Origin of the sequence: Bacillus sp. ISL-41 (genome assembly GCF_018613235.1) — a bacterium.
GTDB lineage: Bacteria > Bacillota > Bacilli > Bacillales > Cytobacillaceae > Mesobacillus.
In genome coordinates this window covers 89528-115656 of sequence record NZ_JAGGQP010000010.1, presented here as the reverse complement: position 1 = coordinate 115656, position 26129 = coordinate 89528, and the positions used below count along the sequence as shown (strand labels likewise).

The following is a 26129-nucleotide window of genomic DNA, read 5'->3' as shown; positions in this document are numbered from 1 at the left end:
ATGAACCTGTCACGAATCCGTTTTTTTCTTGACAGCTTTTTTCTCTTAGCTCGTGAAGCTGTCACGAATCTGGCTTTTTCTTGACAGCTTTTCGCTCTTAGCTCATGAACCTGTCACGAATCCGGTTTTTTCTTGACAGCTTTTCTCTCTTAGCTCGTGAACCTGTCACGAATCCGGTTTTTTCTTGACAGCTTTTCGCTCTTAGCTCATGAACCTGTCACGAATCCGGTTTTTTCTTGACAGCTTTTCGCTCTTAGCTCATGAACCTGTCACGAATCCGGTTTTTTCTTGACAGCTTTTCACCCACGAAATAAGTAACAACACTATCTTATGTCCTCACTACAAATTCTTCCCCGCCACACATAAATCAACCTATTAAATTTCCTCCTATTAATCAGTTCTAAACCTAGCATTCCGCCAATATGTTAGTGATAGGAAAGCCAATACTCTAGAAAATAGGTGATTTAGATGTTTGTTGTCCACTTTTATGATCACAAAAATGAGCTGCTGAATCAATTGTTACAGCGTGTGCCAGAGGTTGGTGAGAACCTCAAACTAAAGGGCCGCAAAGGAAAAGTTGCAAGTGTAATGGCGGTCGATGAGAAAACATACCATGTGCAGGTCACTTTGGAACCGAAAGCGAAACCAGGAGCCGCAGCCGATCCAGGTAAAAAGAAGAAAAAATAATTTATGAGAAAAGAACATAATATACACTCAAAAAAGGCGAGTCACTTTAAAGTGGCTCGCCTTCTCCATTTATTTTCTTAATCAGGATTTTTGGTTTTCAGGGAAACTGCCAGTGGCTTTTTATCCAAACAGTATTCCAACAAAACGATTTTTCCTTCCAGTTCCAGGTGTTTAGCCAGGGCGATTACTTCTTCCCCTTCTTCCGTTGAGGATACAGACGAAATCCTTAAGTTGCCATCACTATTTTGGATTTGATCAAATAGCTCTTCTTTTGACAATTTCACTTTCGTCTTCATCTTTATCACCCCTTCTTAGGATTACCTTTCTTTACCCAGGATTGATACAGAACAATCTCGGAAATTCTAAACTGATATGGAAAAATAATCCGCAAGCTCTAAGGTCCAGCGGATATCTAGTCACAAATCCAGATTAACAGATACAAATCATCAATACATTGCCATCAGGATCTTTAAAATTGAAGTATGCAAAATCGACGATTCTCTCGGTTTCTTTAGTAATTGATATACCATTAGATTTTACAGAATTGCAGGCTTCATCGACATCTTCTACAAGGAAATTAAATAGAATATGATTTGAGGGCTTCAGATTAAAGCCAGAGTCGAAGGTGTGATCGTCGAGGGTTAATCCTGTTTCTGATGTCACAGGTATATTATAAACTGGGGATTCCACCTTTTCCGAATTAAATGGTATCCCCAGCAGGCTTGAATACCATTCTGCAGATTCCTTAAATTGCTTACATGAATGAATACATTATCTACTTTGGTTTTAATTGGCGAAGATAACACTCCCTATATTAAACACCCTTCCCGATATATTTTTGCCAGATTCCACATTGCCTAATCTGAGTTTAAAAGCCTGGATTTTAGTAAGTTAATCTGCAAATAATCTTTCAACTTCCAATTTCAGTTCCTCCAGAAGTGGAAATGCAGATGCATGCCCAAGACTCTGCATGACATTCCTGTAATACCATTCCTGTAGCTCTTTCCCGCGTTTGAACCTGCTCCATACTTCTTCGCCAGAATGTTCAACGTCCTGGCGAATAGACCTGACATTATGCAATTTATCCGCACAGGCGACAATCCTGATTTCTTCAGATGCAGTTCTTAAATATTCAACTGTGTGCTCCTTCCTTTCTTCCCAGGATAAAGACTTGTCAGGTTCTGAACATCCTTCAACAATCACGGCGACTTCTTTTCCAAAATCACGTTCAATATCTGCCAAAGTTAAATCCGTATCTTCTACCGTGTCATGCAAAACACCAGCTGCTACCATTTCATCTCGGTATCCCGCTCTTTGTAAAATCATTCCGACTGCCGCCGGATGAGCAATATATGGTATTTTTGTATTTTTGCGATACTGCCCCTCATGTGCCGAAGAAGCAATTTGCAAGGCTTTGTCGATTAACTCCATCCTCATCTTCCTCCAGTTATCTCAGATACTTAATTACTTCTGTAATAAATCAGTAATTCCTTCCATCGAAAAATGGCAAATCTGATTATTTTCTCAAAATTATTCTGCTATATTTAGAATATAAACCTTTTGGAGGCTGACATGACAAAACTGACAGACCACTTAATCGTCATTTCTTTTGACTGTCTTTCTGAGCACGATGTTCCAATACTTAAGGAGCTGCCAAATTTTAAGAAGTTTATAAAGAACAGCTCTTTCTGTACCAAGGTAGAAACCATCTATCCTTCTGTAACCTACCCTTGCCATGCGACAATTGTAACCGGTAATTACCCAAATCGGCATGGTATTGTCAACAATACATTCATCCAGCCTGGCAAAATATCACCTGACTGGTACTGGCACAGGCGTCATGTAAAAGGAACAACCCTTTATGACGAGGCAAAAAAGGCGGGCATGAAAACTGCCGCATTATTATGGCCAGTAACGGCAAAAGCCGATATTGACTACAACATGCCTGAAATATTTGCTAACCGACCATGGCATCATCAGATTCCCGTTTCTCTTTTTAACGGAAGTCCTCTCTACCAGCTTGAAATGAATGCTAAATTCGGCCATATCAGAAACGGACTGAGCCAGCCTGAGCTTGACGATTTCGTTCTCGAAGCAACAGTTGAAACGATTAAAACGAAGAAGCCAGAATTGATGTTGATCCATTTTGTCGATCTTGACTCCCAACGCCATATGCAGGGATTTTCATCAGAAGAAGCTATCGCGGCACTTCACCGTCATGATGAGAGACTGGGCCGCATTATGGATGCCCTCAAAAATGCTGGAATATCAAAAAATTCAACCATCGCCATTCTTGGTGATCACAGTGCACTTGATGAGTCTAAAGTGGTCAAATTGAACGTATTATTTAAAGAACGAGGACTTATCCAAACCAACACTGCGGGTAAAGTGACCGAATGGAAAGCCTATTGCAAGAGTTGTGACGGCTCGGCCTATGTATATGTAAAAGATTCAAACGATGATGCTTCGAAAAACGCAGTTGCGGAAATTTTGGCAGAGCTTTTACAGGATGACAGCAATGGAATAGAATCAGCGATCACTGGTGCCGAGGCAAATGCCAAAGGAGCTGATGGCACTGCCTTCAGGATGCTGGAAGCTTCCCGAGGATTTTATTTTAGCGAGGCAATTGACGGTGACTACATCGAGGAAGTGACCGAACAGGATGCCAGGACAAAAAAGTACACCTTTGCCTGCCATGGATATTCTCCTGAAAAAGAGGGATATCACACTGTTTTCTTCGCTGCAGGAAAAGGCATTCGCCCAGGGATTTCAGTCAAGTCGATGCACCTTACAGACGAAGGCCCAACCTTTGCCCGCCTGCTCGGCCTCGACCTGGGAGATACAGATGGGTCCATCATCGAAGGGATTTTAGATATTTAGCACTAGGAAAGAAGGTCTTTTGAGGACCTGAAGCGAAGTATATTACCAGTTGGATTGGATTTTTTTGGTTAGGAAAGTTTTATTTCCAGTTGAGACAGCCTTATTAACGGTTGGATGGATTTTAGGTACGCTTGCAACAAATTTATTATCGGTTGAGTCGGTATAAATCAATTTACCAGACAAAAATACAATCTTATTGGGGGCAAAAAGATGAAAGGTTTTACGAAGGAAGAGAGCAGCTGGATTCGCTATGATTGGGCCAGCTCAGCTTATTCGATTATCATTTCGACGGCTGTTTTCCCGCTCTTTTATAAAGCTTCCGCTACCGAGGCTGGTGTGAGCCTATCAAATTCGACCGCCTACTTGGGTTATACAATTGCCATCGCCACCTTCATTTTGGCATTGATCGGGCCAATCCTGGGAACAATTGCGGACTATCAAGGAATGAAAAAACGTTTCTTCACTATATTCTTCACGTTAGGAATCACCTTTACAGCTGGTCTTGCCTTCGTGCCGAGCGGAAACTGGCTGATGCTGCTTGTCGTCTACACACTTGCCGTGCTCGGATCAACAGGTTCCAACGTCTTTTACGATGCCTTCATCGTCGATGTGACATCGGATGAAAGGATGGACAGAGTTTCAGCGCGCGGATATGGGATGGGTTACATCGGAAGTACGATTCCATTCATCATCAGTATCGCAATCATAATATTAGCCCAGACAAAAGTCCTTCCTATTTCTATGACATTAGCCAGCCAGACAGCTTTTATCATTACCGCTATTTGGTGGGGACTTTTCTCCATTCCGATGTTTAAGAATGTACATCAAAAGCATTACATCGAGCGTGAACCGCAACTGGTTCTGCAAAGCTTTAGGCGTTTAGGAAAAACCTTTAAGGAAATTCGCAAGTACAGGGCATTATTTTTATTCTTATTAGCCTATTTCTTTTACATTGATGGCGTCGGAACGATCATTACGATGTCTACAGCCTATGGAACCGATTTGGGCATCAGCTCTACTAACCTATTAATCATCCTTTTCGCTACCCAGGTAGTCGCCTGGCCATTCGCCATCTTATTCGGAAAGCTATCCGAGCGTTTTACCGGTAAAAAGATGCTTTATGTAGGAATTACGGTTTATATTTTCGTATGTATTTACGCTTACTTCCTTGAAACAACGACAGATTTCTGGATCCTGGCAATGCTTGTTGCCACGTCCCAGGGCGGAATCCAGGCTTTAAGCCGTTCTTATTTTGCAAAATTGGTACCGAAAGCGAATGCCAATGAGTTCTTCGGTTTCTATAACATCTTCGGAAAGTTTGCTTCAATTATGGGGCCGCTCATGGTCGGACTGACAGCACAGCTTACCGGCAATTCGAGCATGGGAGTGTTCAGCCTCGTCATCCTTTTTGTTATTGGAATGATTATTCTGGCCTTTGTACCTGAACCAGAACAGCAGCCCCAAGCACCCGAAATTGCCTAACCATCAGCCTCTGGGAAACCAGAGGCTTTTTTTAAAAATGAATGGAGGTTTTCTAGAAGTCTATGAAAACACTAAAGCTTTCCTTAATGATTATTGGCAGCCTGATCCTAGTTTTCATCATTGTCACCTTGTTCAATGCCCTCACCTTGGAATCCCGCCAGCCTTCACCCAAACATTTTAATGGCACCATTAAAGAAGGCCATGCGATTAATACCCTTTCAAAAGCGATTCAATTTAAGACGATTTCCTACCAGGACCGCAGCAAAATGGACCTGAATGAATTCGATCGTTTCATTACCTTTTTAAACGAGAGCTTTCCCATTGTTCATGAAGAGCTTGAGCTCGAAAAAGTGAATGGCCATGCGCTTGTTTATAAATGGAGTGGAGCGGACTCTGCGAAGCTTCCTATTGGTTTGACTAGCCATTACGATGTCGTTCCCGTCCTTGAAGGCACGGAGGATAATTGGGAGAATCCCCCATTCAGCGGGACAATCGCAGACGGAAAGATCTGGGGATGCGGTACACTGGATGATAAAATCGGTGTGATTGGAATACTTGAAGCTGTAGAACACTTGCTAAAAGAAGGTTATCAGCCTTCCCGCGATATCTATCTAATGTTCGGACATGATGAAGAAATCGGCGGTGATGAAGGAGCCGCAATGATCGTAAGCACCCTAAATGAAAGGGGCATCAGGTTTGATTTCGTTTTAGACGAAGGAGGAGCCATCGTCGAGAACATGGTTCCTGGTGTCAATCAACCCGTCGGTGTTGTCGGTGTTTCTGAAAAAGGTTCTGCGACTGCAGAGCTGTCAATTGAAGGAAGCGGCGGCCATTCCTCACAGCCAAAAGACCGGACCAATATCGGCAGGATTGCCAGCGCGATCGCCAGGCTGGAAGAAACCCAGTTCCCTGCAGATCTGAAAGGACCTGGTGAGGACCTATTTGAGTTTGTAGCACATGAAATGAGCTTTGCCATGAAATATGTCTTTGCCAACAAGTTCATTTTCGAACCGGTGATTGAAAAAATCCTGCTCCAGCAGCCTGCATCATCTGCGCTGATCAGGACAACGATCGCACCAACCATCTTCCAAGCCGGTGAGCAGTATAACGCCCTACCAGAAAAAGCATCTGCCATCATCAACCTTCGCCTAATGCCAGGTGATTCATTGGATGAAGTGAAGGAATACATGGAAGAAACGATTGATGACGATGGAATCAAAGTGACAATTGAAGGCTCGGAGGCTTCTGGAGTATCTGATGTTGACAGTTGGCATTTCAAAACAATCCAGCAAAGCGCAAGGAATGTATATGATGATGCAGTTATTGCCCCCTATCTGATGTTCGCAGGTTCCGATGCAAAGCATTACGACAGTATAGCCGAGAATACCTTCCGTTTCCTCCCAGTCCAGTTGACATCTGATGACCTCAACAGGATGCATGGAACGAATGAACATATCAGTATCGAAAACTATCTTAATGCTATCCGTTTTTATATGGAAATCATCCAGGAGAGCAACCAACCTTAAAGAAGGTGAATTCGTGAAAGTTTCTATACTTTCCTTTCTCATATTGTTTTTGTTTTGGTTTACAGCATCCACTATTTATTCCGAACCCGTCTGGTGGTCAATTTTTTCAGCAGAACGCACGACACACACACCTTTAAGTGAACAAGTCTCATTGATAAAAGTTACTTTTACATCCTTTCTTTTGCTTGGGATAAGAGCAATATTAAAAAGGGTCAGTACGTAACAAAAATATTTGTCTAAAAAAACTAAAAAACAAGACGATATAATTAAGCAGAGACTTTTAGCTTTATTGCAAGAAAGGGACAATCTGATATGAAACTCAACCTTCGAGCCTATATGGCTCTATTTTTTGGTGTTATCATCATTGCACTTACGATGCTGCTGAGCATAACGATCAGCAGACATTCCGGTGAAACGATCAAAAGAGAGATAGGAAACAGCCTGTCTACTACGGCCTATCATATGGCAGATAAACTGGATTCATTCATGTGGTCAAGGATTGGTGAAGTAGAAGTCCTGAGCCGAATAGAGGTTATAAAAACCCAAGATGACCTGCAGTCCGCACAGACATTGATGGACCAGTTAAAGTCCAGTATTCCTGTATTTTCATGGATTGGCCTGACTGATTCAGCTGGGAACGTGGTCGCCGCATCAGACAATATTCTGGTAGGATCCAATATTTCTAAGCGACCTGTTTATCAGGAAGGTAAAAAAGGAACTTTCATTGGCGATGTCCATAACGCAGTCCTTCTTGCAAACCTGCTTCCAAATCCAACTGGAGAGCCGATGCAATTTGTCGACATCAGCAAGCCATTAACAGATAAAGATGGAAATTTCACGGGTGTTTTGGCGGCCCATCTGAGCTGGGAATGGTCGAGACAAGTAAAAGGTAACATCGTCGAACCTTTAAAAGATGAACTAAGTGGAGCGGAAGTATTTGTGGTGAGCGGTATGGACAATACTGTGCTTCTTGGACCTGACGGAATGACCGGTGATGTGCTTGATATCAAAAGTGTACATAATGCAAGAACGGGTGACAACAGCTGGCTCGTGGAAAAATGGCCTGACGGCAAGGAGTATCTTACAGGTTTTGCAGTAGGTGACGGCCACCATGATTATTCAGGACTGGGATGGACAGTCATCGTCCGCATTCCTATAGAGAATGCGTTTGCTCCTGTTGAAAATTTAAAATCTTACATCATTAAACTTGGGACAATTACGGCTATTGTATTCGCGATTATTGGGTGGTTCGTTGCGGGATTCATATCGAATCCTTTGCGAAAAATATCAAAGGCCGCCCACAATCTAAGAATAGGAAAAGAAACGTCCATTCCTTATATAAACGGAATTAAAGACCTTGAAATTCTTTCCAGTTCACTAAGAGAACTGGTTGAATCTTTGGTAAGGACTGAATCCAATTTAGGAAAAATGGAAACCCTGGCTCACCAGGATCTTTTAACAGGTCTTGGCAATCGTTTCGCGCTGGATCAATTCATGAAAAAGGCGCAAATTGCGGGTCGCTCGCTATCTTTTTTATATTTGGATCTGGATGGATTTAAACAAATCAATGATACTTATAGTCATCAAACCGGAGACCTGGTCCTCCAAGAAGTTGCACGCAGACTAGAAAAAAGCACACGGAAGAAAGATTCCATCTTCAGGCTGGGCGGCGATGAGTTCCTTATCGTGCTGGACACACCAGATCTATCGGCCGAATCAGCGCTTGAAGCTATTGCCAACAAGTTGGTCACAAACATCAACATGCCCTATGATATGACAAATACCCAGCTAAAAATTGGCTGCAGCGTCGGGGGTGCCGTCTGGCCAGAGCATGATATTGATCCATTTACAGTTATTAGTTACGCAGATGAAGCGTTATATATTTCCAAAAGAAACGGCAAAAATAAATTTACCTTCCATAGGGGTAAGGTTAAAAAACAAATGCCAGGAGCATAACTCCTGGCATTTCGTATTGTCATCCATATTTAATCCAAGGGTATTTTCGCTTTCAAAAATTCTTTCATTATAGTCATAGGTTTTCAACGCAATCCCCTCGTGATTCAAGACTACATATGCCGGTGCTTTTTCAATCCCGGCAGTCGAGAAGGACTCTTGAGCTGCTTCCAACGATTTTGGGTGATAATTCAAATGAACTTTCGATTCATCAACGCCCTCATTCGCTAACCTGGTTCCATCCACTTCCTCATCACCGACGACGTATAAGCCATAAATACCTTCCTGATCCGAGACCAATCCTTTTAACTGCTGTTCCTCTTCACTGCAGCCTGTTAAAAAAGCGATAATTGTCATTGACAGTACAATTAGCAGCTTTTTCATTACGTACCTCCGGAAGATTAGTATTTAAAAGAAATACGTTTTAGTAGTGATAAAGGTATCAAATAAATGGATAATAATAATTCTTATCCTACTTCTCCATTTTTCTCTAAAAACCTCTCGAGCCATTCATAATCCACAGGCCCATTGGTGATGTGATATTGATACAGATCGTGTAATAGAATATCTTTTTCGATTAATGAGGGCATGGTCATTCTCTCGTCTTTATACTCCAATTGGAACTGGAATTGTTCATCTGGATATTCAGAAACAAAATCACGGTCGCCGACCTTTTTAACGTTATACTGACTTAAGAAATGAATGAGCTCCTTGAGTGAAGCATCATTTGTTATTTGACGATTATATGCTCTCTTTTCATCCATAATCGGAAGCTGTTTGTAATAGATTTTTTCAATTTCTCCTGGATCAAACAAAGACACTAAATTCTTTTCACTATAATCGTCCCATTTAGCAACTCCATACATAAGTAAAATTAAAATAGCGATTGATAATATATAAAAGTTTTTCTTTTTCAAACCCTATCTCCTTCCTTAGAGGATAAAAATAGTCCTAAAACCAACCCATAAATCCAGTGCCCTGCCATCCAGACAGCAAAGGCATATGCATTTGTTATTGTAGGTGTCCGATCTGAAAGAAGCGTCGTTGGAAATAGCAGCAAACCTACTATTAAGCTAACTCTAATAACTAATCGATGGATTGTTTCTTTTCCTAATTCCTTTCTGCTGATGTAAAAGTTCATAACGAAGGCAAGCATAATTGATATCACCATATGCAAACCAAACTCAACTACTTCCGATAATTTTATGTCCTTTAGAAATGGTATGTAATCCACATTCAGCAATAAGGTATACACTTTCAGGCTTGTTATAGATTGGGTGATTTTTAAAAACAATCCAAGGACGATCCCTGATGTCAGCCCTCCGGCTAATGGTTTTATTTTTGGATGAATAAGACTTCTTCCTCTCTAACTTAACATAAATTCTAATTACAAATTCACTTGTTATCTATTCGGGAAAAATGGTAGATATTCCTGTGGGTAAATAGAAAAAAGCAAGTCTCATAGACCTGCGTTTCACTGGTAAAGCGACTTTACTCTCTCAAAGTCGCTTAACAATTGTCTAATCTCTGATTGGGTCAACCTAACCGGCATTTGTTCATAAAGTGTGATGATTTGACCATCAGGATCCTTTTCGTGTTTCTTCAAATAATTATAAACTGATTCCATCTGGCACTCTTTGAAAATGGATTGGGTCTCAAAGCTTTTCACCCGCTGCAAAGAAAATTCATTTATGGATTGATCAAATTCACCCGAGATAATTTTTCCGTCGACAAACATTCTATCACTCCTTGGTAGCATGAAGATATTTTCCCCCATACCAAGGAACATAACACCGAGTTAACCGAAATATTTTTCATACTCTTCTTCAAGTAAATGAGGATTTAATTCTTCGTATGCTAACTCCTTGGAGGTGATACAAAGTCCGGCACAAACTGTTCCCAGTTTAAGCGATTCTTCAATTGATTTGCCCTTTAGGAACCCGAACAAGAAACCAGAAAAAAAGCTGTCACCTGCGCCGTTCGCATCTTTGTATTCATACTCGTTGATAATTGGAGTTTCCATCCATTCGTGGTTATTTGTAAGAGACGTCGCTCCATTTTTTCCGTGTGTACAGACAACCAGCTGTTTGCCCATGGATATCCACTTCTCCATCATAGGTTTATAATCAGGCATATTGTCAGAGCTGACAAAGATATAATCTGCGATTGCGATAAAATCCTCATGATACGGGTTACCGGGATTATAGTCGTGTAAATCGGTCCACACAGGCTTATTATATTTTTTTATCAACGGGATTAACTGCTTGGTGTACGCGATGATATTCAAAACAACCAAATCAGCCTCTTTGATTAACTGCTCGATCCTATGCAGGTTTAAATGCAAATCAGATGAAGACTGAGTAACAAATATCGATATCCTTTCTCCCTGCGGACTCATCAAATTGATATGCCTCTCTGTCCCCTGAGGATCATGGTCATAAACAAAATCGATATCGCCCTCATCGAGTTTCTTACGGATTTTCGACCCATATTCATCATTCCCGATTATTGAATGAAGTGTTACAGGTACCTTCAGCTTCGAAAGGTTCAATGCTTTGCCCGCACCAGTAGAACCCAATGTCTCAGAAAAAGCGGCATAGTGAATCGTTTGTGGCACCGGTTCTGGAAGTTTATCCAAATGTATGATCGAATCGAATGTAGTTCCACCTATTATAAGAACATTTCCCAACTCATTCTCCTCCTTATATCTTTCTTCCCTTAAGTTCAAAGAAGCTGTATCTCTCCCACTGAATTGAAAAACCAGATCATTAAGATAACCATTGGTCCGGGCAAGCTGCCACCAGAAACATGATGTTATTCAGGACATCTGGTAACTAGTGCACAATGAAATTTAGATAGTATGTATAACTTTAGAATAACAGTGCGGTGTAAATTATTTATATACATTTTTGTCTAAAACTCCACAAACTTTTGTAGAATCTTAGCCTTTTTCTTGAAGCAGATATAAGGGAAAACACCTATTAAATACCTTATCAAGCAAAAAGAAGCGTTATTCACGCTTCTCGAAACAAGACATTTCTGCGGTTTTTAATTTTTCTATAATATTAGGAGACTTTACTCATAGCTTCCGGACTTTTTCCCCATCAACAATCATCAAATTGATTCCCCAGCCTTCCGCGCTCAAAGAGTCTCTTCCTAACTTAGATAAATCGATCTCAGTCTCTATTCTGACCATTTGTCTCTCTTTTCCATGGAGGGTGACCTCGTATGGTCCTCCTTCATTCATTAGAGATAGAATTGGGTGGTCATCCTCGAACAGGTATTTTTCATAGAATTCGATATTGAACTGAACCGTCTGATTGCTGTGATTTTCAAGTGGAAGATGACAGACCGCATATAATGTTGTATCGTCTTTCATTTCAAAACGGTAAAAACTCTCTCCTCTTTCATACTCGACAGCGTAAATACCTGTCGCGAACGTTTTTTGATAGGCATTTACCAGTTCAAGCGGCAGGAGGACAACTAAAACGATAGCAATTAAAACCATGCGCTTATGGTATATTTTGAGGGATCTCACCAGAAAAAACAGACTGATGAAAAACAGAACAAGTCCAGAGACTCCAATATAACTGACTCCATTCATGGTAGTGAGGGTAAATCCAAAAGCTGACGATCGTTCCTGTCCTATAGGAGATTCATGAGGGAACGGAAAGTTCAGTGCTATTGATATGAAGAAAAAGATAATAGCAAGGATCAGATAGTTTTTATTCTTAATCATTAGGTTCATTCCCTTCACCCATGAAATAAATGTGATTCCTGCAAAGTAATTTATTGGGCAAGCTTATACAGAACATCAAATTGGATAATAAGCAGCACGATTCCAATCAGGAGAACTCCCTCTGCAATGGACAGGATGGACTCTTTAGGGTGATCAGAAGCTTTCCATTCGAAATAAGCTCGCAGAAAACTTTGCGCAGTGAACAGCAATGTCATGATCAGCAGAAAAAGATTGAGTGAGAAATTTTCATACATTAATTGATAAAATAAAAACAAATAAGCAATCACAGTCATAATACGCAGAAGCCATTCTGCATTTCGGTGAGCATTATTTATATGATTATAGGAAAATACCTTTTTTTTAACTTTAGGAATGTCGAGCGCTTTTCTTAATAAGAATTTCATCAGCCAGGCGATTGTTCCGATCAGGACAATAAGGAACACCAATAATCCCAAAAAATCCCTCCTTATCTATTATATTACCATTCCATCACAGTGAATGATAGAGAAGTATTACCTTTTCAACTTCAGTTACCTGCTGCCTAGGAATAGTATAATAAGAGTTAAGATCAATCCTTTTCTTTACCTGTTTTTAAGATTTTTTCTCAAAAAGAGCCTTTCGCAATAAAGCGAAAGGCTCTTCCTTGGGATTAAACGCTATTTCTTGCCTTTTTTCTTCACATTGATGATCAGCTTGCCAACTGCCGTTTTCCTTGTTTCGTTGCCATAGGAGTCTACTGCTTTGACCTCAACGACGGCTCCATCTGCGACGACATCCTTAGTGGCTGTATAGTATCCTACATAGTATCCTGGTGAAACTTCACGCATTGGAAGCTCTGTCGCATTCGTTATCTGAGAATTACTCGTTAATGGCATATGAATAACAAATGTTGCATCCAGGTTTGATTCACTCATGAACTCGATTTTTACACTTTCCCCTTTCTTCAATGTTTGATCCTGGTCTGGTTTCAAGTCTGAAATCACTGGAGCCGTGTATTTTACATCAACATTTACCGATTCTTCGGTTACATTTCCAGCTTTGTCTGTTGCAATTACCGTGATTTCGTTCATTCCCTCATCCAGCATGACCCTAGCTGAATAGGATCCATTTTCTACCTTCGCTGCTGAACCGTTAACCGTGACACCTTCAAGGTTTGCATCCGCAATTTCTCCGGTAACGGTAACCGTTTCTTTATTAATCTTGCTGCCGTCATCAGGTGAAGTGATGGACAATTCCGGTGCATTCGGATCATAAACCACTGTTACTGGTTCTGATGGATCAGTAATTCCCTGCTCTGTCGATGCTTTGGCTGTCAGTACATTCGTACCTTCATTGAGGGTTACCTCTACAGAATAGGAGCCATCATCGTTTGCAGCTGTGGTTGCAACCTCTTGGCCATCATTATAGATATGGACGGTCGTTGTTGGTGCTGCCGATCCTTCGACTGTTACAGTACCTTCATTTGTAAAAGAACCATCTGCAGGTGAAGCGATGCTTGGTGCTGTCACTTCATAATCAACCACTGCACGAATCATATAGTTTCCTTCATCCTCTGGAGAAGGCGACCAGCTTCCGCCCACCATCTGCCAGCTTCTTAATGCATTCTCACCGTTTTCATCAGTAGCCAGGCCTGGCGAGGCTGTGTTGATTCCTGCCTGGATGTAAACCAGGTAGAAATCTCCTTCAACCACGATGCCATGGCTGCTTAAATCAATATGTGTCCATTCACCATTTCTTAATGCGGTGGCGTCGATTGGGCCCGCCAGCTTCTTGCCTGGTGCACCATCAGTTCCACTTGCATCGTAAACTTCCACTTTGAAATCCGTACCGCCCGGAACTGGCCACTCTGTATCCCAGAAACGGAACAATCCTCCAGTAACCAGTGCTTTGTCATTGCCTTCTGCCAATGACATTTTTACAGCCCAGCCATTGCCAGCGTCATAGAATGCACGTGCATTTTCAGCGCTGCCATCATCATAGCCAATTTCACCTGGATAACCGATGAAAGGCTTGATTTCAAAGTTTTGCTCAACATCACCATCAAGCGTCACAGACGCTTCTTGACTGTAAAAATGCGGAGCAATTACCTTTACAGTGTATTCCCCTTCATATGCAGTCAACGAGTATTGACCATTTTCATCTGTTGCCACTGGTGCAATGTTCGCATCTTCCAGCAAGTAAATGGTAGCACCCTCAACAGGTTCACCTGTGGCTTTGTTCGTGATCGAACCAGATAATGTCCCTTTTGGCAATTCCTCGAGATTGAAGTTTGCCGTTGATTCTCCATCCTGCTCAATTTCAACTGTTTGAGTCTGTGGGCGGAAACCATAAGCTTCTGCTACAACCGTGAAGGTACCGGCTGCATGTGTCAGTTCGAAACTGCCATTTGCAGGGTTGGTTTTTACGGAACGTCCTGATTCGACGACCGTCACTACAGCCTGCATAGGCAATGCCATTAGACTTGCTGAGCTGTCTGCCTTTTGCTGTTTAGGCAATACCATCTGGATTTTATTGGGATCGACCTCCTCTTTCAGGCTAGCCTTCGTATCGTCCTTATCTACAGATGTATCTGCCTTAACTGGCGCAGCAAGCGGAGTATCGGATAAAACTACATCATCAAGATACCAGCCATCCCTGACCACGCTTCCGTCAGTTGTTACGTTGAAAGCGACATAAATCCTTTGGCCAGCATATTCACTTAAATCGACTTCTCCATCGATCCAGCCATTCGAAAGGTTATTCACGCGCAGTATTTGCACCCAGTTAACAGCATCGGTGGAGACAAATACATGACCGTAGTCATAATTTCTCTCCAGGTTGTACCATTGCTTGAACTGGAGGAAGCTGCTGCCTTCCGGTAAATCGATCGGCGGCATCTGCAGTGACATATTCGCACGGTTTTGATACGTTCCACCCAGGGCAGTTCCATAGACTTTTTCTCCTGAAAAAGCAGAGCCAGGACCACTTGTCGGAGTGCCCCACTCCCAGCTGTTGGCGTCTCCATAAGAGGTCCAGCCAGAAGCATCGTTCTCGAAATTCTGTTCATAGCCTACAGTGATTCCAGGCAAGACTGGCACGGTAAATTCGCTTACCGTTTCATTCCCCCCGAAGTCCACTGCTCTCCATTTGTATACGAATTCATTTCCGGAGACTGCTTCACCAGGTATATTGGTCTGGTACGTTCCATTTTTATAGTCTCCAGCAATACGTACGGCTGAAACAGCAGTCCAGGACCCATCCTCCAATTGATATTCCACTTCAACATTTGTTACACTGATGTTGTCGGCAGCTGAAGCCTCTAAAGTCAGCGGCATTCCTGCAAAAACCGTGGCAGGTTGGGAATGCTCCAACACTGGTGCTTCACTGTCGTCTCCATCCTTTGTTACCTGTCCTTTTAATTTCCCCAGACCTGAAACCACCGAGGAAACCGCATCAAAAACATTTAACAATCCAGAACCATAGCCATTATTCGGTGATTCAGGATAAGCATTGTCTGTTAATGGCAATGCCGTCGTTAATAGAATCTCTTCCAACTCATCAACGGTCAGACTGGAATTTGCCTGCAGCAGTAGAGCAATTGCCGCTGAAACATGCGGTCCGGCCATTGACGTTCCGTTCCATCCACCTTCATATCCGCTTCCAGGAACAGATGAACGGATATTGACACCAGGTGCTGTCAGTTCAGGCTTGATTTCACCATATGGTGACGGCCCTAAGAGTGAAAAGCTTCCCAAGTTATTATTAATGTCTGTCGCTCCTGTCGCGACTGATTCTGGATAATTAGCAGGGTTTGCAACGGAACCTGGCCCGCCTGGATTGCTGAATGTCGTATTCCCGGCAGAGAATTCAGGGAAGATTTCAGCAGCTCTCCAAGCTTGAACCATCGGACGGTACCATTCATCCAGACCCGGTCCGCCGCCCCATGAATTGTTGACAACGTCTGGAGCCAAATCCGGGTTCCCGTTTGGAGCAAGGATCCACTCACCAGCTTCTAATAAATCAACATCTGTACCTCCAGAGGCAGTGAAAGCTTTAACAGCAATCCATTTTGCGCCTGGGGCTACTCCGATCGCGTTTGAACCATCCGGCTCGGACCCCACCATTGTCCCCGTCACATGCGTACCATGTCCGTGGTCATCATATGGTGCAGATTGGCCGCCAACAGCATCAAACCAGTTACCTTCATTCGACACCTCTCCGGTGGCTGAGTCATAGCCCCGGTATTTTTCCTGTAATGCCGGGTGATTCCATTGAACACCCGTATCGATCGAAGCTACGGTAATCCCGCTGCCGTCAATCCCCATTTCCCAGACCGCTGGTGCTCCAACACGGTCAATATTCCATTCAATGGAATTTGTTTCAGCAACAGGATCCTGAACAGCAGCCGCTGATTTTTCTGGAATGAACAGTTGCCTTGTTTCATTTGGCAGAATTTTATCGACCTCGGCGAACCCAGCTACTTTATTCATTACCTCTTTGGTAGCTGTTACCGCAATTGCATTCACCACATGGTAAGAATGAATATCCTTCGCTGCGCCATTTTTCTCTTGTTCCTTAAGGAATTCCATCACATCGAACTGTGTTTCCTGTGCCTTTGCTTTTAGCTCTGATACAATTGTAGAACGCTTCATCGATTTCGTTTTTGCAGGTGTAGCCTTATTCAGGCTGGCTTTCTTCTCAGCCTCTTTAGCAACAGCCTTGGTATCAACCTGCTCTTTCATTTTTACAAGGAACGTAACTTTATCTTGATTCTCAAATTGCGTATAAAGCTTTTTGTTCACTTTCTGCTCTTCAGTCTGGACTGCTTCCTTTGCAGAAGCACTGATTCCCTTGGATGCTGCAGCTGTCTGGATCTGTGGCTGAAGCAGCAATGGCACGACAAGTGCAGTTGATAGAAGTACGGATAATAATCGGCGTTTTTTACGTTTCATCCATTTACCTCCTAAGTATTTTTCCTTTGAACTTCTTTCCTGCCCTCCTTTCGTCGCACACTCTATGTGAAAATAGGTGCTAAAACAACCATAGCCTTTTGTGGGTGGTAGTTTTGTCGAATCTTAGTACATAAAACTGAATATTCAGAAAATGATTATTTAGTTGCTGTTGGGAAATTTTTAAAATAATCCTTATAGAGTGTAAACCTATTTTGTAACATGCTAAGTCTATAACTTTCTAATTATTTCCATATGATAATCTCCCAGCTAGAAGTGGAAGAGATCGAAAAATGGCTATTCATTCCTAAATCAAACATCTATCCCTGGGTAAAATGTTCTGAAACTTACTCTAATACCCCATTCATTTATGCAAAAGGACCTATAAAAAACGCCAACGGTTAGTGCACATAGCGGATTTAGCCTCATTTTGCAGATCACAGTTTATTTATCGAATAAAAAAACAGAGACCATATGCCTCTGTTTTGTATTGTTTTTATTTAATTGTGAAGGTAATCCTTTGATTAAAGGACTTTTCCAAATCAGACTCCATCCAAACTTCGAGTTCATATGTTCCTTTTGCATACCTACGCTTACTTTTGACAGCATTTCCTCTTTTCGCACCAAACCTGTCTTAAGTTTGGCTTTCTTTTAACAGCTTTTCCTCTTTTTCCGCCAGACCTTTCTTAAGCTGGTATAAAAGAAAAAGTTTCAGAACTTACTAAATTTTTATTTCGCTTTTCGAAAAAGATGCTACAATACTAATTAAATCATTCATAAAGAAGGGAATATAATGGACAAAAAATTATGGCTTACATATGGCATGTTGACCTTTGCCACGTCTACTTGGGGAAGTGCATTTATTGCCGGAAAATATGCGGTCCAAAGCTTTGAACCGGCCACAGTCGCTTTTTTCCGGTTTTTTGGGGCTGCCATCCTCCTATTTCCACTCATGTTCATAATGGAGAAAAACCGTCAGAAACCGAACTGGAAGGATATCAGCTTATTTGCAGTTCTGGGCCTTACAGGAATCGCATTGTACAATATCTTCTTTTTCCTGGCCAGCAAACATGCACCTGTTATCAAAAGCTCTCTGTTCATCGCTTCCAACCCGGTGCTGATCGTACTTTTGTCGGCTTTATTTTTAAAAGAAACCATCACCCGCAACAACGTGATTGGATTGGCTATCGCCCTTTCAGGTGCCTTTTTCATCATTACCGATGGAAATTTGATGAATTTATTTAAACTTGGATTCGAGCCCATTGACTTCGTTTTGATGGGTGCGGTTGTAAGCTGGGCGCTTTACAGTGTAGTTGGCAAAATTGTACTGAAGAAGTTCAGCTCTGTGGAGTCGACTACCTATGCAGTAGCATTCGGTACGCTCTTTTTACTGCCTTTCGCCCTGGCAGAAACGTCATGGCAGGATGTACAGCAGGCATCGGGTACAACCTGGGTCGCGATTATCCATATGAGCGTTTTGGTTACGGTCGTGTCATTCGTCATGTATTACAACGGAATCAAAGAAGTTGGCGCCGCGAAGGCATCCATTTTCATCAACGTTATGCCGGTATCTGCGGTCATAATGGCTACTTTGTTTTTAGGTGAAAATTTCACTGCCGCTCATGCAATCGGAGCAGCTTTCGTATTATCAGGAGTTTATATTGGAACGAACCCGAGGCTTTTTAAAAAGAAGCCCAAAGCTGAGATAGTAAAAAATGAAATCGCATAAGGAGTGGCGAACATGATCCACAATATCGATCTGAAATCCGAAAACCTGCATGGTTCTTTTAGTAATGAATATAAACCAATCCTTACAATCCAATCCGGAGATTCAATCCGCATGCAGACTCCAGACATCGAATGGGGATATTCAGCATCCAAAGGAATCGATAGAGAGTTTTTCAAGTCTGCTGTAAATGAAGAAACTCCCCTTCACCCGATGATTGGTCCGATTGAAGTGAAGGGCGCCAAGCCAGGAATGGTGTTGGAAGTGAAGTTGAACGATGTTGTGCCAGGCTGGTATGGGACGAACTGGGCAGGGGGTAAAAAAACCTGGCAAAATGACGCAGTCGGTTTGGCAGGAACTGAGAAAATCCGCCTCGACTGGGAATTGTACCGAGATACGATGACTGCGAGGACTGAAGTGGTTTCCCGTCCGGTGAATGTCGCGCTTAATCCTTTCATAGGACTAATGGGAGTCGCACCAGCAGAACATGGCGTGCACCACACCTCTCCTCCCCGCTATTGCGGCGGGAATATCGACTGCAAGGAGCTAAAAAGAGGCAGTACCTTGTACCTGCCGATATCTGTTGAAGGAGCTTTATTTTCGATCGGGGACGGCCATGCCGCACAGGGAGACGGAGAAGTTTCCGGCACTGCAATCGAGTGCCCGATGGATTTAGTCGATATCACGTTAACTTTAAGAGACGATATGCAGCTGGCTATGCCAAGGGCAAAGACACCTGCTGGATGGATAACATTCGGTTTTAATGAAGATTTAAATCAGGCAGCTGCACAAGCCCTTGACGAAATGGTTGAATTGATCAGCGTGTTTTATAAAATCGAACGATCACAAGCTCTGGCGCTGGCCAGTGTCACAGTCGATCTGCGAGTTACACAAGTAGTAAACGGTGTTAAAGGTGTGCACGCCGTATTGCCGGATGGCAGCATAGCTTTATAAGTGTAATGGGGCAAATCCACAGTAAACTGGATTTGAACCCATGCTGAAACCGACTATAGAAATCTCTAAAGAAACTCAAAATCGGATGTGGAATTCAGTTAAGCTAAATTTGAAAAGGCTGTAATCTCAGATCCCTCCTCAAAGAAAAATCAGCGGGCTGACCCGCTGATTTTTTTACTTATTCTTATAAAAACGATCCCGGACTCGCTTCAGACGCGCATGATAATTCAAGATATCAAGTCTTGCCTTTTCTGCCTCCGGCGCGATCGGCCTTAAATTTTCGATATCCCAGTAGTCGATGATCACATCCAGGACTTGATCGAAATATTCAAGCGGTCCATAATTCGCCTCTTTCGCGATGATTGACATCCGATTATCGAAATCAGGCATTACAGCTCCCGGCATTTGGAAATTCATGATGACATTCCCCAGGTAGTAGCAATAATTAGGTTCAAGCTCCAGATGATACTTAATAACTTCGCGGTAGAATGCATAATGCAAGGTTTCATCCTTAGCAAGTCTGCGCAGCAATGTTGCTAATTCCCTGTCATGTGCGCCTGCTACTTTTGCGACATTATTGTAAAACACCATCGTGGCGAGCTCCTGCATCGATGTGTAAACCATCGTTTCAAATGGAGTATGAAAATCAGGATCCCAGCCATTCTCAAGCGTCATTTTATGTAACTGGTGCAGCCTCATTGGCTCAACATTCCTGGTAATCAAAAGATAAGTCTCAAGCAAATTTGAATGCTGATCCTCTTCCGCTGTCCAGGTATGGACGAAATCCTTGATGACCGACAATGACCCTTTAAAAGTCTGATCCAGATAGGATGTAAACCACGGCAAATTCACCTCGGTCAACAGCGCAGTCTCAATCGCTGTAATCACCGATGCCGGCAGCGTTACCTGGCTTTCATCCCATGGGACCCGTTTGAAGTCCATAGCCTTGTCCCATGGTAAAAATTCATGATACCCCCAATCTATTTTTTCCGCCCGCATTTTGTGCTCTTCATACAGTTCCCTAATCCTAGGTTCGAGTCTAAAATCCAAATGATTTGTTAACATTTAGTCCCTCCGTTATTCTTCGAAAACGATTTGATTAATTACTAGATGTTATGACCTGTTACTAATTTAAATTTTAACATATTTTCTGAATTTAACTTAATTAGAAGTTTTATATCTTAATAAATAGGTCCTTTGCAGTATGAATTGCTTAGTTGGTAAAACCCCAAAAATGGCGTTCTAATATAAAATCTTAAATCCCCTGCTTACTGAGCCGCTGTAACTCTTTCTTTCAAAATTGATGTGACACCATAGACATCTCTTTTCTATCAGCCTACCTTTTATTACGGATCATGTTTTCAAGTTCCTTCTTTGTGTGTCAGGATGAAGGATGGCCTTATCAGTAAGATCCAAGGTCCCTGGCTTTACCTTCCTGCCCCACTTTCTTGAAAACGACCGCCAATCACAGACCATTTCCAGTAAAAATTTTCGGGGCATTGGCAATGCCAGTTTTTTATTATGATCTACTACCCAATATTCCCAGTGATGTTTGTTCTTATGTTGGTGATTCAGCCAAGCATACCGCCATCTTAATTCCTCTTCATCGGTTAGTTTTCTTCCAGAAAAAAACTTCATCGCATAAGGAAAAAATTCTTTCGGGGAAAATTTTGATAAATCGTGAGTAATCCCCTGGATATATAGTCCCTCAATCCAACATTCAACAAGGACATTCATTTTGTGGTCAAGTAGGTATAATACATACTTCCAATAGGATTTCAGCATAAAAGTACCTGCCAATCTAATAATCTTAATTCTATATTCTGTTTATGTGTTTACATTTCCTTCCTGTCATTCCAACAATGAGAGGGTAAAAAAAAGCAACCCAATCCATGTTAAAGAGGGTTGCCAATTATCATAATTACTTTTTCAAGATACCTAAATAACTCTTCCATGGACCTACTGCCTCATCATATCTCTTTGCCAACACTCTGGTAATCTGGGAAATATGGGTTAAGTCGTGAACGGCCCATGTAGAAATCAATTCGCGTGCTTTCACTTCTCCATACTCAGGATGAAATCCCTTCATTTCAAACTGAGTATCATCTTTGAACAATTCTTTCAGTTTCTTAATACTTTTCGCCCTTAAATAACTGAATTCACGAATCTTTTCTTCGATTGACCATTCATTGTACTGCTGTAAATGTGAAAACCGGTCAAATACGGGGAATCTTTTATCACTTTTATCGCTTAACATTAACTCCAATCTAGGGATCCAGTTATATTTCTCACCTTCGATCAGATGGCCAACGACCTGGGAGGGATTCCAGGTTCCTTCCCCTTCATTGGATTCAAGCCAATCACTGGATAGACCACCTAAATATTGTTCTAATACATTTGGTGTCCGTTCCAATATCTCAATAACTTCCGGTAAGTTAAATGCCATTCTTTCTCAGGCCCCCTTTATTCATTTTCAAGCTATAGATGTAACACATTGTCATACTTCTGTTCTTTTTCTGAAAAAAATCAATGGTATGATAGATTTGTCTGATTATTTTTAAGATAAGAGAGTGAAATAGATGCTGACAATCAAAGAAGCTGCAGAACAATTAACATCATATGGGATGGAAACGACTGAACAGGAAGTCCAGACCTGGATCGATACAGGCTTTTTATCCGCTGAATCTGATAAAATAAATCCCAGGAATCTCGCAGAATTTGTTATTAAGAAAAACACTGACCTATTGGAACAGTCTCGTCGCGAAAATGACAAACTGAACGAACAGCTCGATCTTTTAAATACAAGATTACATATCGAACAATCAAAGGTTCGCACATTAAAAAAAATGCTCAATGACCATATAGAGGCGTCGGGTGCGCCCACTTCTGAACTTGAGCAATTGCTGGGGTTGAAACTGAATAGCAGCGCTCATTCACTTAAAAAAGAATTCAAAAAAATACTCAAGGCCCTTCATCCCGACCGCGGCGGCGATGAAAGACTCTTTAAAGTCTTCAAAGAACATTATGAGAAATTGTGATGAGCTTTAGAAGGTCGATTTGAAATCAATTTTTCATTGCTAAATAATATGTACTGATTCGCATTATCAGACCACCTGATACACCAATGGCTGCGGCTGCTGCAAAGCATATAATGGACAAATAGATGCAGGCCATGTATGTGAACAACCCGGCCATGAACAGAAATTCACCTTTATTCATGATGACTCCCTTTATCTTTGTTTTACACAGTTACTTCTATATAAACATGGAAATACCCTTTATTTAGGAGAAGAGTCGACGTATCAAGGCAATTCAGACGTCTCATTGAATGTTCCACTGCTAATACCTCCATAAAGCAAAAAAAAAAACCTCCAAATCCAACGATTCAGAGGGTTTTTGAAATTTATTCTTTCGGTTCAACCGGCCCTTCAAACACTTTTGCTTGTTTGGCAAAACTGAATTCATTCTTGGCCAGTCCTCCGAGTGATAAGTCGAAATACATATTAACATGATCGCCTGTTTGATGGGCTTTTTTGTTTTCCAATTCTTTTGCGCGCATGATCGCTTCTTCGAAAAGTTGAGCATGGGCTGCTTCGCGATCAATCAGGAATTGGAACATCTCCCTTGCTCCCGGGTCGTCCACATGGCGATATAACTCCTCATATACCTTTTTCGCACGCAGTTCAGCCGCTAAATCTGACTGCAAATTGGCGACGAGGTCGCCTACATTATTGATGAAATTACCTGTAAATGGAGTTCCTGAAGAATCCACAAAATCTAGTCCGTGACCATCGAGAATCATGCTTTTCTGAACAGTAGAATTAAAGTTGAAATGCATCATATTGTTGATATGGCTCTTAGCATCAGACAGAATATTCCCTTCACCGGACATCTTCCGTTCATCCGCACCCATCTCTTCAGTCTTCTGCTCTTTATCAGGACCACCCATTAACTGAGTGATACACTCCCCAACCATTTCAAGGTGGGAAATTTCTTCAGTAGAAATATCCATTAGTAAATCACGGATTGCCGGGTCAGGAGTGCTAAAGCTTTGGGCAAAATATTGAAGACAGGCTTTCAATTCACCGTTGGCACCGCCAAATTGTTCAAGTACTGCAGCTGCATGTGCTGGATTGGGGCTTTTAACTTGGACAGGAAACAATAATTCTTTTTTGTGGATATACATTATTCAGCCTCCATCAAGTATATTTTTACACTTAGACTCATTCCCGAGTGGCGTTTGTATAAACGTCTATTTTCTTAATTTTTAAAAATGTCCCATAACAATCCTGTTACTCGAAACAAAACCTTCATAAATGATATAATGACATTTCAGTTAAAAACGATATACTTATTACCATACATAGGAGGTGCACCCATGAGGAAATCGATAATTTTTATTATGTTATTAATGGTCGGTGCTATTATCAGCGGCTGTTCTGGGGGAAAATCCGAATCGAAAGGCCTTTCCCTTCCGGATGATAACGGTGAGGAAGTATCCTTTGAAAATATGGAGGAGCCTGCGCTCGTTTTCTTTTTTACCGGAGTTGGTTGAGACTTCTGTAAATCGCAGCTGGTCGAGCTGCAAAACCGAAAAGAATCATTCAGCCAGTTTCCAGGAAAGATTTATGCAGTAAGCGCATCGTCCGTTGAGGAACATAAAGCAATGAAAGAAGAACTCGGACTGGAATATCCCGTTATATCGGACAAGGACTTGAAGTTGATCAAGAAGGCAAACCTGTTGGACCCTGAGTCTCCAATTGCTGTCCGCGGATTTGCTGTTATTGATAAAGACGGCACCGTCCTACACTCGCAGCAAATCGATACATTCGGTATAGAGGCGGAAGGAATCATTCCTTACGCAGCTGATATTGCAAATGGAGAGAAACCTGCGGAGTAAACACGTAAGAACCACCTAAATTGCTAGGTGGTTCTTCTAATTGTTCATTCAGGTTATCCTATCAAGAAGTACCAATAAACAGAGCCTCCAACTATTACTTGAAATTCGAAAATTCCACAAGCTCGAGTTGGTTGCCGAATGGATCCTCAATAATGTTATATCTTCCTGGCGGGCAGGGCCTCGATTCATCGAACAAGATTCTTGCACCCTTTTCACGCAGAGTATTAACATCCTCATCAAGGTTTTCAGATAGAATGCCTAACAGCACCCTCTGACCTCCAGCTGCAATAGTTTCTTCACTCTTCTCGAGCACAATCGGGATCTCATTATGTACTAATGAAACGATATTTTCCCCATAATGTTTAGAGATTTCGAAGTCCAACACATTAGTATAAAATTCCAGAGCTTTTTCCATGTCGCCAACCTTAATGGTTAATACACAAACTTTTTTTAACAATACAATCACTCCTTTTTTATTTCATTAATTGTTAACAAATGATTCTGCTAGGTTTCTTTATTCAGGAAACTCTCAAGGCTAGGATTTCTTGATGTTCCGTTGCTTACTCAATTTTAACTGTTAGTAAATTGGTAACCTATAATCTATTCGTCTTGTTTCATCAAAATCCTTTTAAACATACTAAAAAATCCCAACCCTTTATTAGAGTTGAGCATTCGATCTAAAGGCTAACTATTTTAGCAACTGATAAAATTAATTGGTACGCTTGCAGCCATCATAAAAATAAGTTTTTTTCTCACAGATTAGCCTGCAAAAATTACATTTTCTATCGTCTTTTCAAAGACTGGGCCAATAATTTGGTGGATTCAATTAGGATAATAAGGTTGAGAGGAGAATATCTGTGGTGAGTCATTCGGGTAAAGATAGACATTGCAACAAATTAGCCAAGCTTTCAGTCCACTGGTAAGCTTGGCAGCAAAAGAAGGATAGCTTATGATTCCGAAGTTCTTTTCATAATCTCAAGTTCTCTCTCATTTCGCACTGCCTTTTCCCAGATGAAGTCCTGGTCTTTTTCTAACCTTTTAACTTGATTCAACATTTCTTGGTGCCTTAGTTCGTTCTTTGTTTCCATTTGGTCCATCTTGGTTTCTATTGGGTTCAGCTTGGATACCATTTGGTCCATTTTTGTTTCCATATTGCCCATTCTCATTTCAATTGCTTCGAACCTCTTTCCATGTTCCTTTTGGACAGTTTGCATCTCACTCATGCTGTTATGCAGGTTACCGACCATGGTGATCAGTTGCGACATCATTCCTTCTAATCGCTCAAGTCTTTCCTCTGTCATTTTTCTCACCTCCTTCACCACATTATAAAATAAATCTGTCGATTAGGGTAGAA

27 protein-coding genes and 1 pseudogene are annotated in these 26129 nt (G+C 41.6%); 10 read left to right on the top strand and 18 right to left on the bottom strand.

Annotated elements, in window-relative coordinates:
• Positions 1 to 468 precede the first annotated feature (468 nt).
• Positions 469 to 687, top strand: coding sequence for a hypothetical protein (locus J7I80_RS05110; RefSeq protein ID WP_214736301.1), 219 nt, complete (start codon positions 469 to 471; stop codon positions 685 to 687).
• Between the two features lie 77 nt (positions 688 to 764).
• Here the strand turns inward: J7I80_RS05110 and J7I80_RS05105 are convergent, their stop codons facing one another.
• The 3 genes from J7I80_RS05105 to J7I80_RS05095 all read right to left on the bottom strand — a co-directional run bounded on the left by J7I80_RS05105 (position 765) and on the right by J7I80_RS05095 (position 2118).
• Positions 765 to 983 carry a hypothetical protein gene (locus J7I80_RS05105; protein ID WP_214736300.1) on the bottom strand — a complete coding sequence of 73 codons (219 nt, stop codon included), beginning with the start codon at positions 981 to 983 and terminating at the stop codon, positions 765 to 767.
• Positions 984 to 1116: 133 nt separating this feature from the next.
• Positions 1117 to 1398: a VOC family protein gene (locus J7I80_RS05100; protein ID WP_353050084.1), complete on the bottom strand. Its 282-nt coding sequence runs from the start codon at positions 1396 to 1398 to the stop codon at positions 1117 to 1119.
• A gap of 180 nt (positions 1399 to 1578) precedes the next feature.
• On the bottom strand, positions 1579 to 2118 hold the full coding sequence (locus J7I80_RS05095; RefSeq protein WP_214736299.1) for an HD domain-containing protein: 540 nt from the start codon (positions 2116 to 2118) through the stop codon (positions 1579 to 1581).
• Positions 2119 to 2259: 141 nt separating this feature from the next.
• On the opposite strand from J7I80_RS05095, the gene J7I80_RS05090 reads away from it, so the two are divergent.
• The 4 genes from J7I80_RS05090 to J7I80_RS05075 all read left to right on the top strand — a co-directional run bounded on the left by J7I80_RS05090 (position 2260) and on the right by J7I80_RS05075 (position 8531).
• Positions 2260 to 3567, top strand: a complete 1308-nt coding sequence (locus J7I80_RS05090) for an alkaline phosphatase family protein (protein WP_214736298.1) — start codon at positions 2260 to 2262, stop codon at positions 3565 to 3567.
• 210 nt (positions 3568 to 3777) lie between these two features.
• Complete coding sequence (locus J7I80_RS05085) at positions 3778 to 5049, top strand: MFS transporter (RefSeq protein ID WP_214736297.1); 1272 nt, start codon at positions 3778 to 3780, stop codon at positions 5047 to 5049.
• Positions 5050 to 5111: 62 nt separating this feature from the next.
• Entirely contained in the window at positions 5112 to 6575 is a 1464-nt protein-coding gene (locus J7I80_RS05080) for a M20 family peptidase (RefSeq protein ID WP_214736296.1), read from the top strand.
• A 312-nt stretch (positions 6576 to 6887) separates the two neighbouring features.
• The gene (locus J7I80_RS05075) at positions 6888 to 8531 is read left to right on the top strand and encodes a sensor domain-containing diguanylate cyclase (protein WP_214736295.1); all 1644 of its coding nucleotides are present in this window, start codon (positions 6888 to 6890) and stop codon (positions 8529 to 8531) included.
• Here the strand turns inward: J7I80_RS05075 and J7I80_RS05070 are convergent.
• The 8 genes from J7I80_RS05070 to J7I80_RS05035 all read right to left on the bottom strand — a co-directional run bounded on the left by J7I80_RS05070 (position 8451) and on the right by J7I80_RS05035 (position 17198).
• The gene (locus J7I80_RS05070; protein ID WP_214736294.1) at positions 8451 to 8912 is read right to left on the bottom strand and encodes a hypothetical protein; all 462 of its coding nucleotides are present in this window, start codon (positions 8910 to 8912) and stop codon (positions 8451 to 8453) included. The two genes, J7I80_RS05075 and J7I80_RS05070, sit on opposite strands and share 81 nt — an antisense overlap.
• Before the next feature lie 83 nt (positions 8913 to 8995).
• Positions 8996 to 9445 (bottom strand): hypothetical protein, encoded by a 450-nt coding sequence (locus tag J7I80_RS05065; RefSeq protein WP_214736293.1) that lies wholly within the window; start codon positions 9443 to 9445, stop codon positions 8996 to 8998.
• On the bottom strand, positions 9442 to 9771 hold the full coding sequence (locus tag J7I80_RS05060) for a hypothetical protein (protein ID WP_251027603.1): 330 nt from the start codon (positions 9769 to 9771) through the stop codon (positions 9442 to 9444). Before J7I80_RS05060 ends, J7I80_RS05065 begins: the two co-directional genes overlap by 4 nt.
• A 231-nt stretch (positions 9772 to 10002) precedes the next feature.
• Positions 10003 to 10266 (bottom strand): hypothetical protein, encoded by a 264-nt coding sequence (locus J7I80_RS05055; protein ID WP_214736292.1) that lies wholly within the window; start codon positions 10264 to 10266, stop codon positions 10003 to 10005.
• 60 nt (positions 10267 to 10326) lie between these two features.
• The gene (locus J7I80_RS05050) at positions 10327 to 11217 is read right to left on the bottom strand and encodes a carbohydrate kinase family protein (RefSeq protein WP_214736291.1); all 891 of its coding nucleotides are present in this window, start codon (positions 11215 to 11217) and stop codon (positions 10327 to 10329) included.
• A gap of 390 nt (positions 11218 to 11607) precedes the next feature.
• Positions 11608 to 12267, bottom strand: coding sequence for a DUF202 domain-containing protein (locus J7I80_RS05045; RefSeq protein ID WP_214736290.1), 660 nt, complete (start codon positions 12265 to 12267; stop codon positions 11608 to 11610).
• Positions 12268 to 12317: 50 nt separating this feature from the next.
• Positions 12318 to 12722, bottom strand: coding sequence for a DUF4181 domain-containing protein (locus tag J7I80_RS05040; RefSeq protein WP_214736289.1), 405 nt, complete (start codon positions 12720 to 12722; stop codon positions 12318 to 12320).
• 201 nt (positions 12723 to 12923) lie between these two features.
• Positions 12924 to 17198 (bottom strand): S8 family peptidase, encoded by a 4275-nt coding sequence (locus J7I80_RS05035; protein ID WP_214736288.1) that lies wholly within the window; start codon positions 17196 to 17198, stop codon positions 12924 to 12926.
• Between the two features lie 790 nt (positions 17199 to 17988).
• Between J7I80_RS05035 and J7I80_RS05030 the strand changes: the two genes are divergently transcribed.
• Entirely contained in the window at positions 17989 to 18924 is a 936-nt protein-coding gene (locus J7I80_RS05030) for a DMT family transporter (protein ID WP_214736287.1), read from the top strand.
• Between the two features lie 12 nt (positions 18925 to 18936).
• Entirely contained in the window at positions 18937 to 19875 is a 939-nt protein-coding gene (locus J7I80_RS05025; RefSeq protein ID WP_214736286.1) for an acetamidase/formamidase family protein, read from the top strand.
• A gap of 174 nt (positions 19876 to 20049) precedes the next feature.
• On the opposite strand, the gene J7I80_RS05020 is transcribed toward J7I80_RS05025, so the two are convergent.
• The 3 genes from J7I80_RS05020 to J7I80_RS05010 form a co-directional block, all read right to left on the bottom strand.
• Positions 20050 to 20940, bottom strand: a complete 891-nt coding sequence (locus J7I80_RS05020) for an acyl-ACP desaturase (protein WP_214736285.1) — start codon at positions 20938 to 20940, stop codon at positions 20050 to 20052.
• A 288-nt stretch (positions 20941 to 21228) separates the two neighbouring features.
• Positions 21229 to 21660 carry a DUF5662 family protein gene (locus J7I80_RS05015; RefSeq protein WP_214736284.1) on the bottom strand — a complete coding sequence of 144 codons (432 nt, stop codon included), beginning with the start codon at positions 21658 to 21660 and terminating at the stop codon, positions 21229 to 21231.
• 136 nt (positions 21661 to 21796) lie between these two features.
• Positions 21797 to 22321 carry a DinB family protein gene (locus tag J7I80_RS05010; protein ID WP_214736283.1) on the bottom strand — a complete coding sequence of 175 codons (525 nt, stop codon included), beginning with the start codon at positions 22319 to 22321 and terminating at the stop codon, positions 21797 to 21799.
• Between the two features lie 133 nt (positions 22322 to 22454).
• Here J7I80_RS05010 and J7I80_RS05005 point away from each other — a divergent pair, with 133 nt between their 5' ends.
• Positions 22455 to 22913 carry a J domain-containing protein gene (locus J7I80_RS05005; protein WP_214736282.1) on the top strand — a complete coding sequence of 153 codons (459 nt, stop codon included), beginning with the start codon at positions 22455 to 22457 and terminating at the stop codon, positions 22911 to 22913.
• A 25-nt stretch (positions 22914 to 22938) separates the two neighbouring features.
• Here J7I80_RS05005 and J7I80_RS05000 read toward each other — a convergent pair whose 3' ends face one another.
• The gene (locus J7I80_RS05000) at positions 22939 to 23094 is read right to left on the bottom strand and encodes a hypothetical protein (RefSeq protein ID WP_214736281.1); all 156 of its coding nucleotides are present in this window, start codon (positions 23092 to 23094) and stop codon (positions 22939 to 22941) included.
• Between the two features lie 184 nt (positions 23095 to 23278).
• On the bottom strand, positions 23279 to 24061 hold the full coding sequence (locus tag J7I80_RS04995; protein WP_214736280.1) for a manganese catalase family protein: 783 nt from the start codon (positions 24059 to 24061) through the stop codon (positions 23279 to 23281).
• 192 nt (positions 24062 to 24253) lie between these two features.
• Here J7I80_RS04995 and J7I80_RS04990 point away from each other — a divergent pair, with 192 nt between their 5' ends.
• Positions 24254 to 24430, top strand: a complete 177-nt coding sequence (locus J7I80_RS04990) for a hypothetical protein (protein ID WP_214736279.1) — start codon at positions 24254 to 24256, stop codon at positions 24428 to 24430.
• 15 nt (positions 24431 to 24445) lie between these two features.
• Positions 24446 to 24775 (top strand): annotated as a pseudogene (locus J7I80_RS04985) (redoxin domain-containing protein); the annotation flags it as partial.
• Between the two features lie 94 nt (positions 24776 to 24869).
• Here J7I80_RS04985 and J7I80_RS04980 read toward each other — a convergent pair.
• Positions 24870 to 25232, bottom strand: coding sequence for a VOC family protein (locus J7I80_RS04980; RefSeq protein ID WP_251027602.1), 363 nt, complete (start codon positions 25230 to 25232; stop codon positions 24870 to 24872).
• Positions 25233 to 25722: 490 nt separating this feature from the next.
• Entirely contained in the window at positions 25723 to 26076 is a 354-nt protein-coding gene (locus tag J7I80_RS04975) for a hypothetical protein (RefSeq protein WP_214736278.1), read from the bottom strand.
• Between the last annotated feature and the right edge of the window lie 53 nt (positions 26077 to 26129).

Coding starts and splice junctions, on each gene's coding strand:
- J7I80_RS05110 (WP_214736301.1), top strand. CDS start 469: ATGTTTGTTGTCCACTTTTATGATCACAAAAATGAGCTGCTGAATCAA.
- J7I80_RS05105 (WP_214736300.1), bottom strand. CDS start 983: ATGAAGACGAAAGTGAAATTGTCAAAAGAAGAGCTATTTGATCAAATC.
- J7I80_RS05095 (WP_214736299.1), bottom strand. CDS start 2,118: ATGGAGTTAATCGACAAAGCCTTGCAAATTGCTTCTTCGGCACATGAG.
- J7I80_RS05090 (WP_214736298.1), top strand. CDS start 2,260: ATGACAAAACTGACAGACCACTTAATCGTCATTTCTTTTGACTGTCTT.
- J7I80_RS05085 (WP_214736297.1), top strand. CDS start 3,778: ATGAAAGGTTTTACGAAGGAAGAGAGCAGCTGGATTCGCTATGATTGG.
- J7I80_RS05080 (WP_214736296.1), top strand. CDS start 5,112: ATGAAAACACTAAAGCTTTCCTTAATGATTATTGGCAGCCTGATCCTA.
- J7I80_RS05075 (WP_214736295.1), top strand. CDS start 6,888: ATGAAACTCAACCTTCGAGCCTATATGGCTCTATTTTTTGGTGTTATC.
- J7I80_RS05070 (WP_214736294.1), bottom strand. CDS start 8,912: ATGAAAAAGCTGCTAATTGTACTGTCAATGACAATTATCGCTTTTTTA.
- J7I80_RS05055 (WP_214736292.1), bottom strand. CDS start 10,266: ATGTTTGTCGACGGAAAAATTATCTCGGGTGAATTTGATCAATCCATA.
- J7I80_RS05045 (WP_214736290.1), bottom strand. CDS start 12,267: ATGATTAAGAATAAAAACTATCTGATCCTTGCTATTATCTTTTTCTTC.
- J7I80_RS05035 (WP_214736288.1), bottom strand. CDS start 17,198: ATGAAACGTAAAAAACGCCGATTATTATCCGTACTTCTATCAACTGCA.
- J7I80_RS05030 (WP_214736287.1), top strand. CDS start 17,989: ATGGACAAAAAATTATGGCTTACATATGGCATGTTGACCTTTGCCACG.
- J7I80_RS05025 (WP_214736286.1), top strand. CDS start 18,937: ATGATCCACAATATCGATCTGAAATCCGAAAACCTGCATGGTTCTTTT.
- J7I80_RS05020 (WP_214736285.1), bottom strand. CDS start 20,940: ATGTTAACAAATCATTTGGATTTTAGACTCGAACCTAGGATTAGGGAA.
- J7I80_RS05015 (WP_214736284.1), bottom strand. CDS start 21,660: ATGCTGAAATCCTATTGGAAGTATGTATTATACCTACTTGACCACAAA.
- J7I80_RS05010 (WP_214736283.1), bottom strand. CDS start 22,321: ATGGCATTTAACTTACCGGAAGTTATTGAGATATTGGAACGGACACCA.
- J7I80_RS05005 (WP_214736282.1), top strand. CDS start 22,455: ATGCTGACAATCAAAGAAGCTGCAGAACAATTAACATCATATGGGATG.
- J7I80_RS05000 (WP_214736281.1), bottom strand. CDS start 23,094: ATGAATAAAGGTGAATTTCTGTTCATGGCCGGGTTGTTCACATACATG.
- J7I80_RS04995 (WP_214736280.1), bottom strand. CDS start 24,061: ATGTATATCCACAAAAAAGAATTATTGTTTCCTGTCCAAGTTAAAAGC.
- J7I80_RS04990 (WP_214736279.1), top strand. CDS start 24,254: ATGAGGAAATCGATAATTTTTATTATGTTATTAATGGTCGGTGCTATT.
- J7I80_RS04975 (WP_214736278.1), bottom strand. CDS start 26,076: ATGACAGAGGAAAGACTTGAGCGATTAGAAGGAATGATGTCGCAACTG.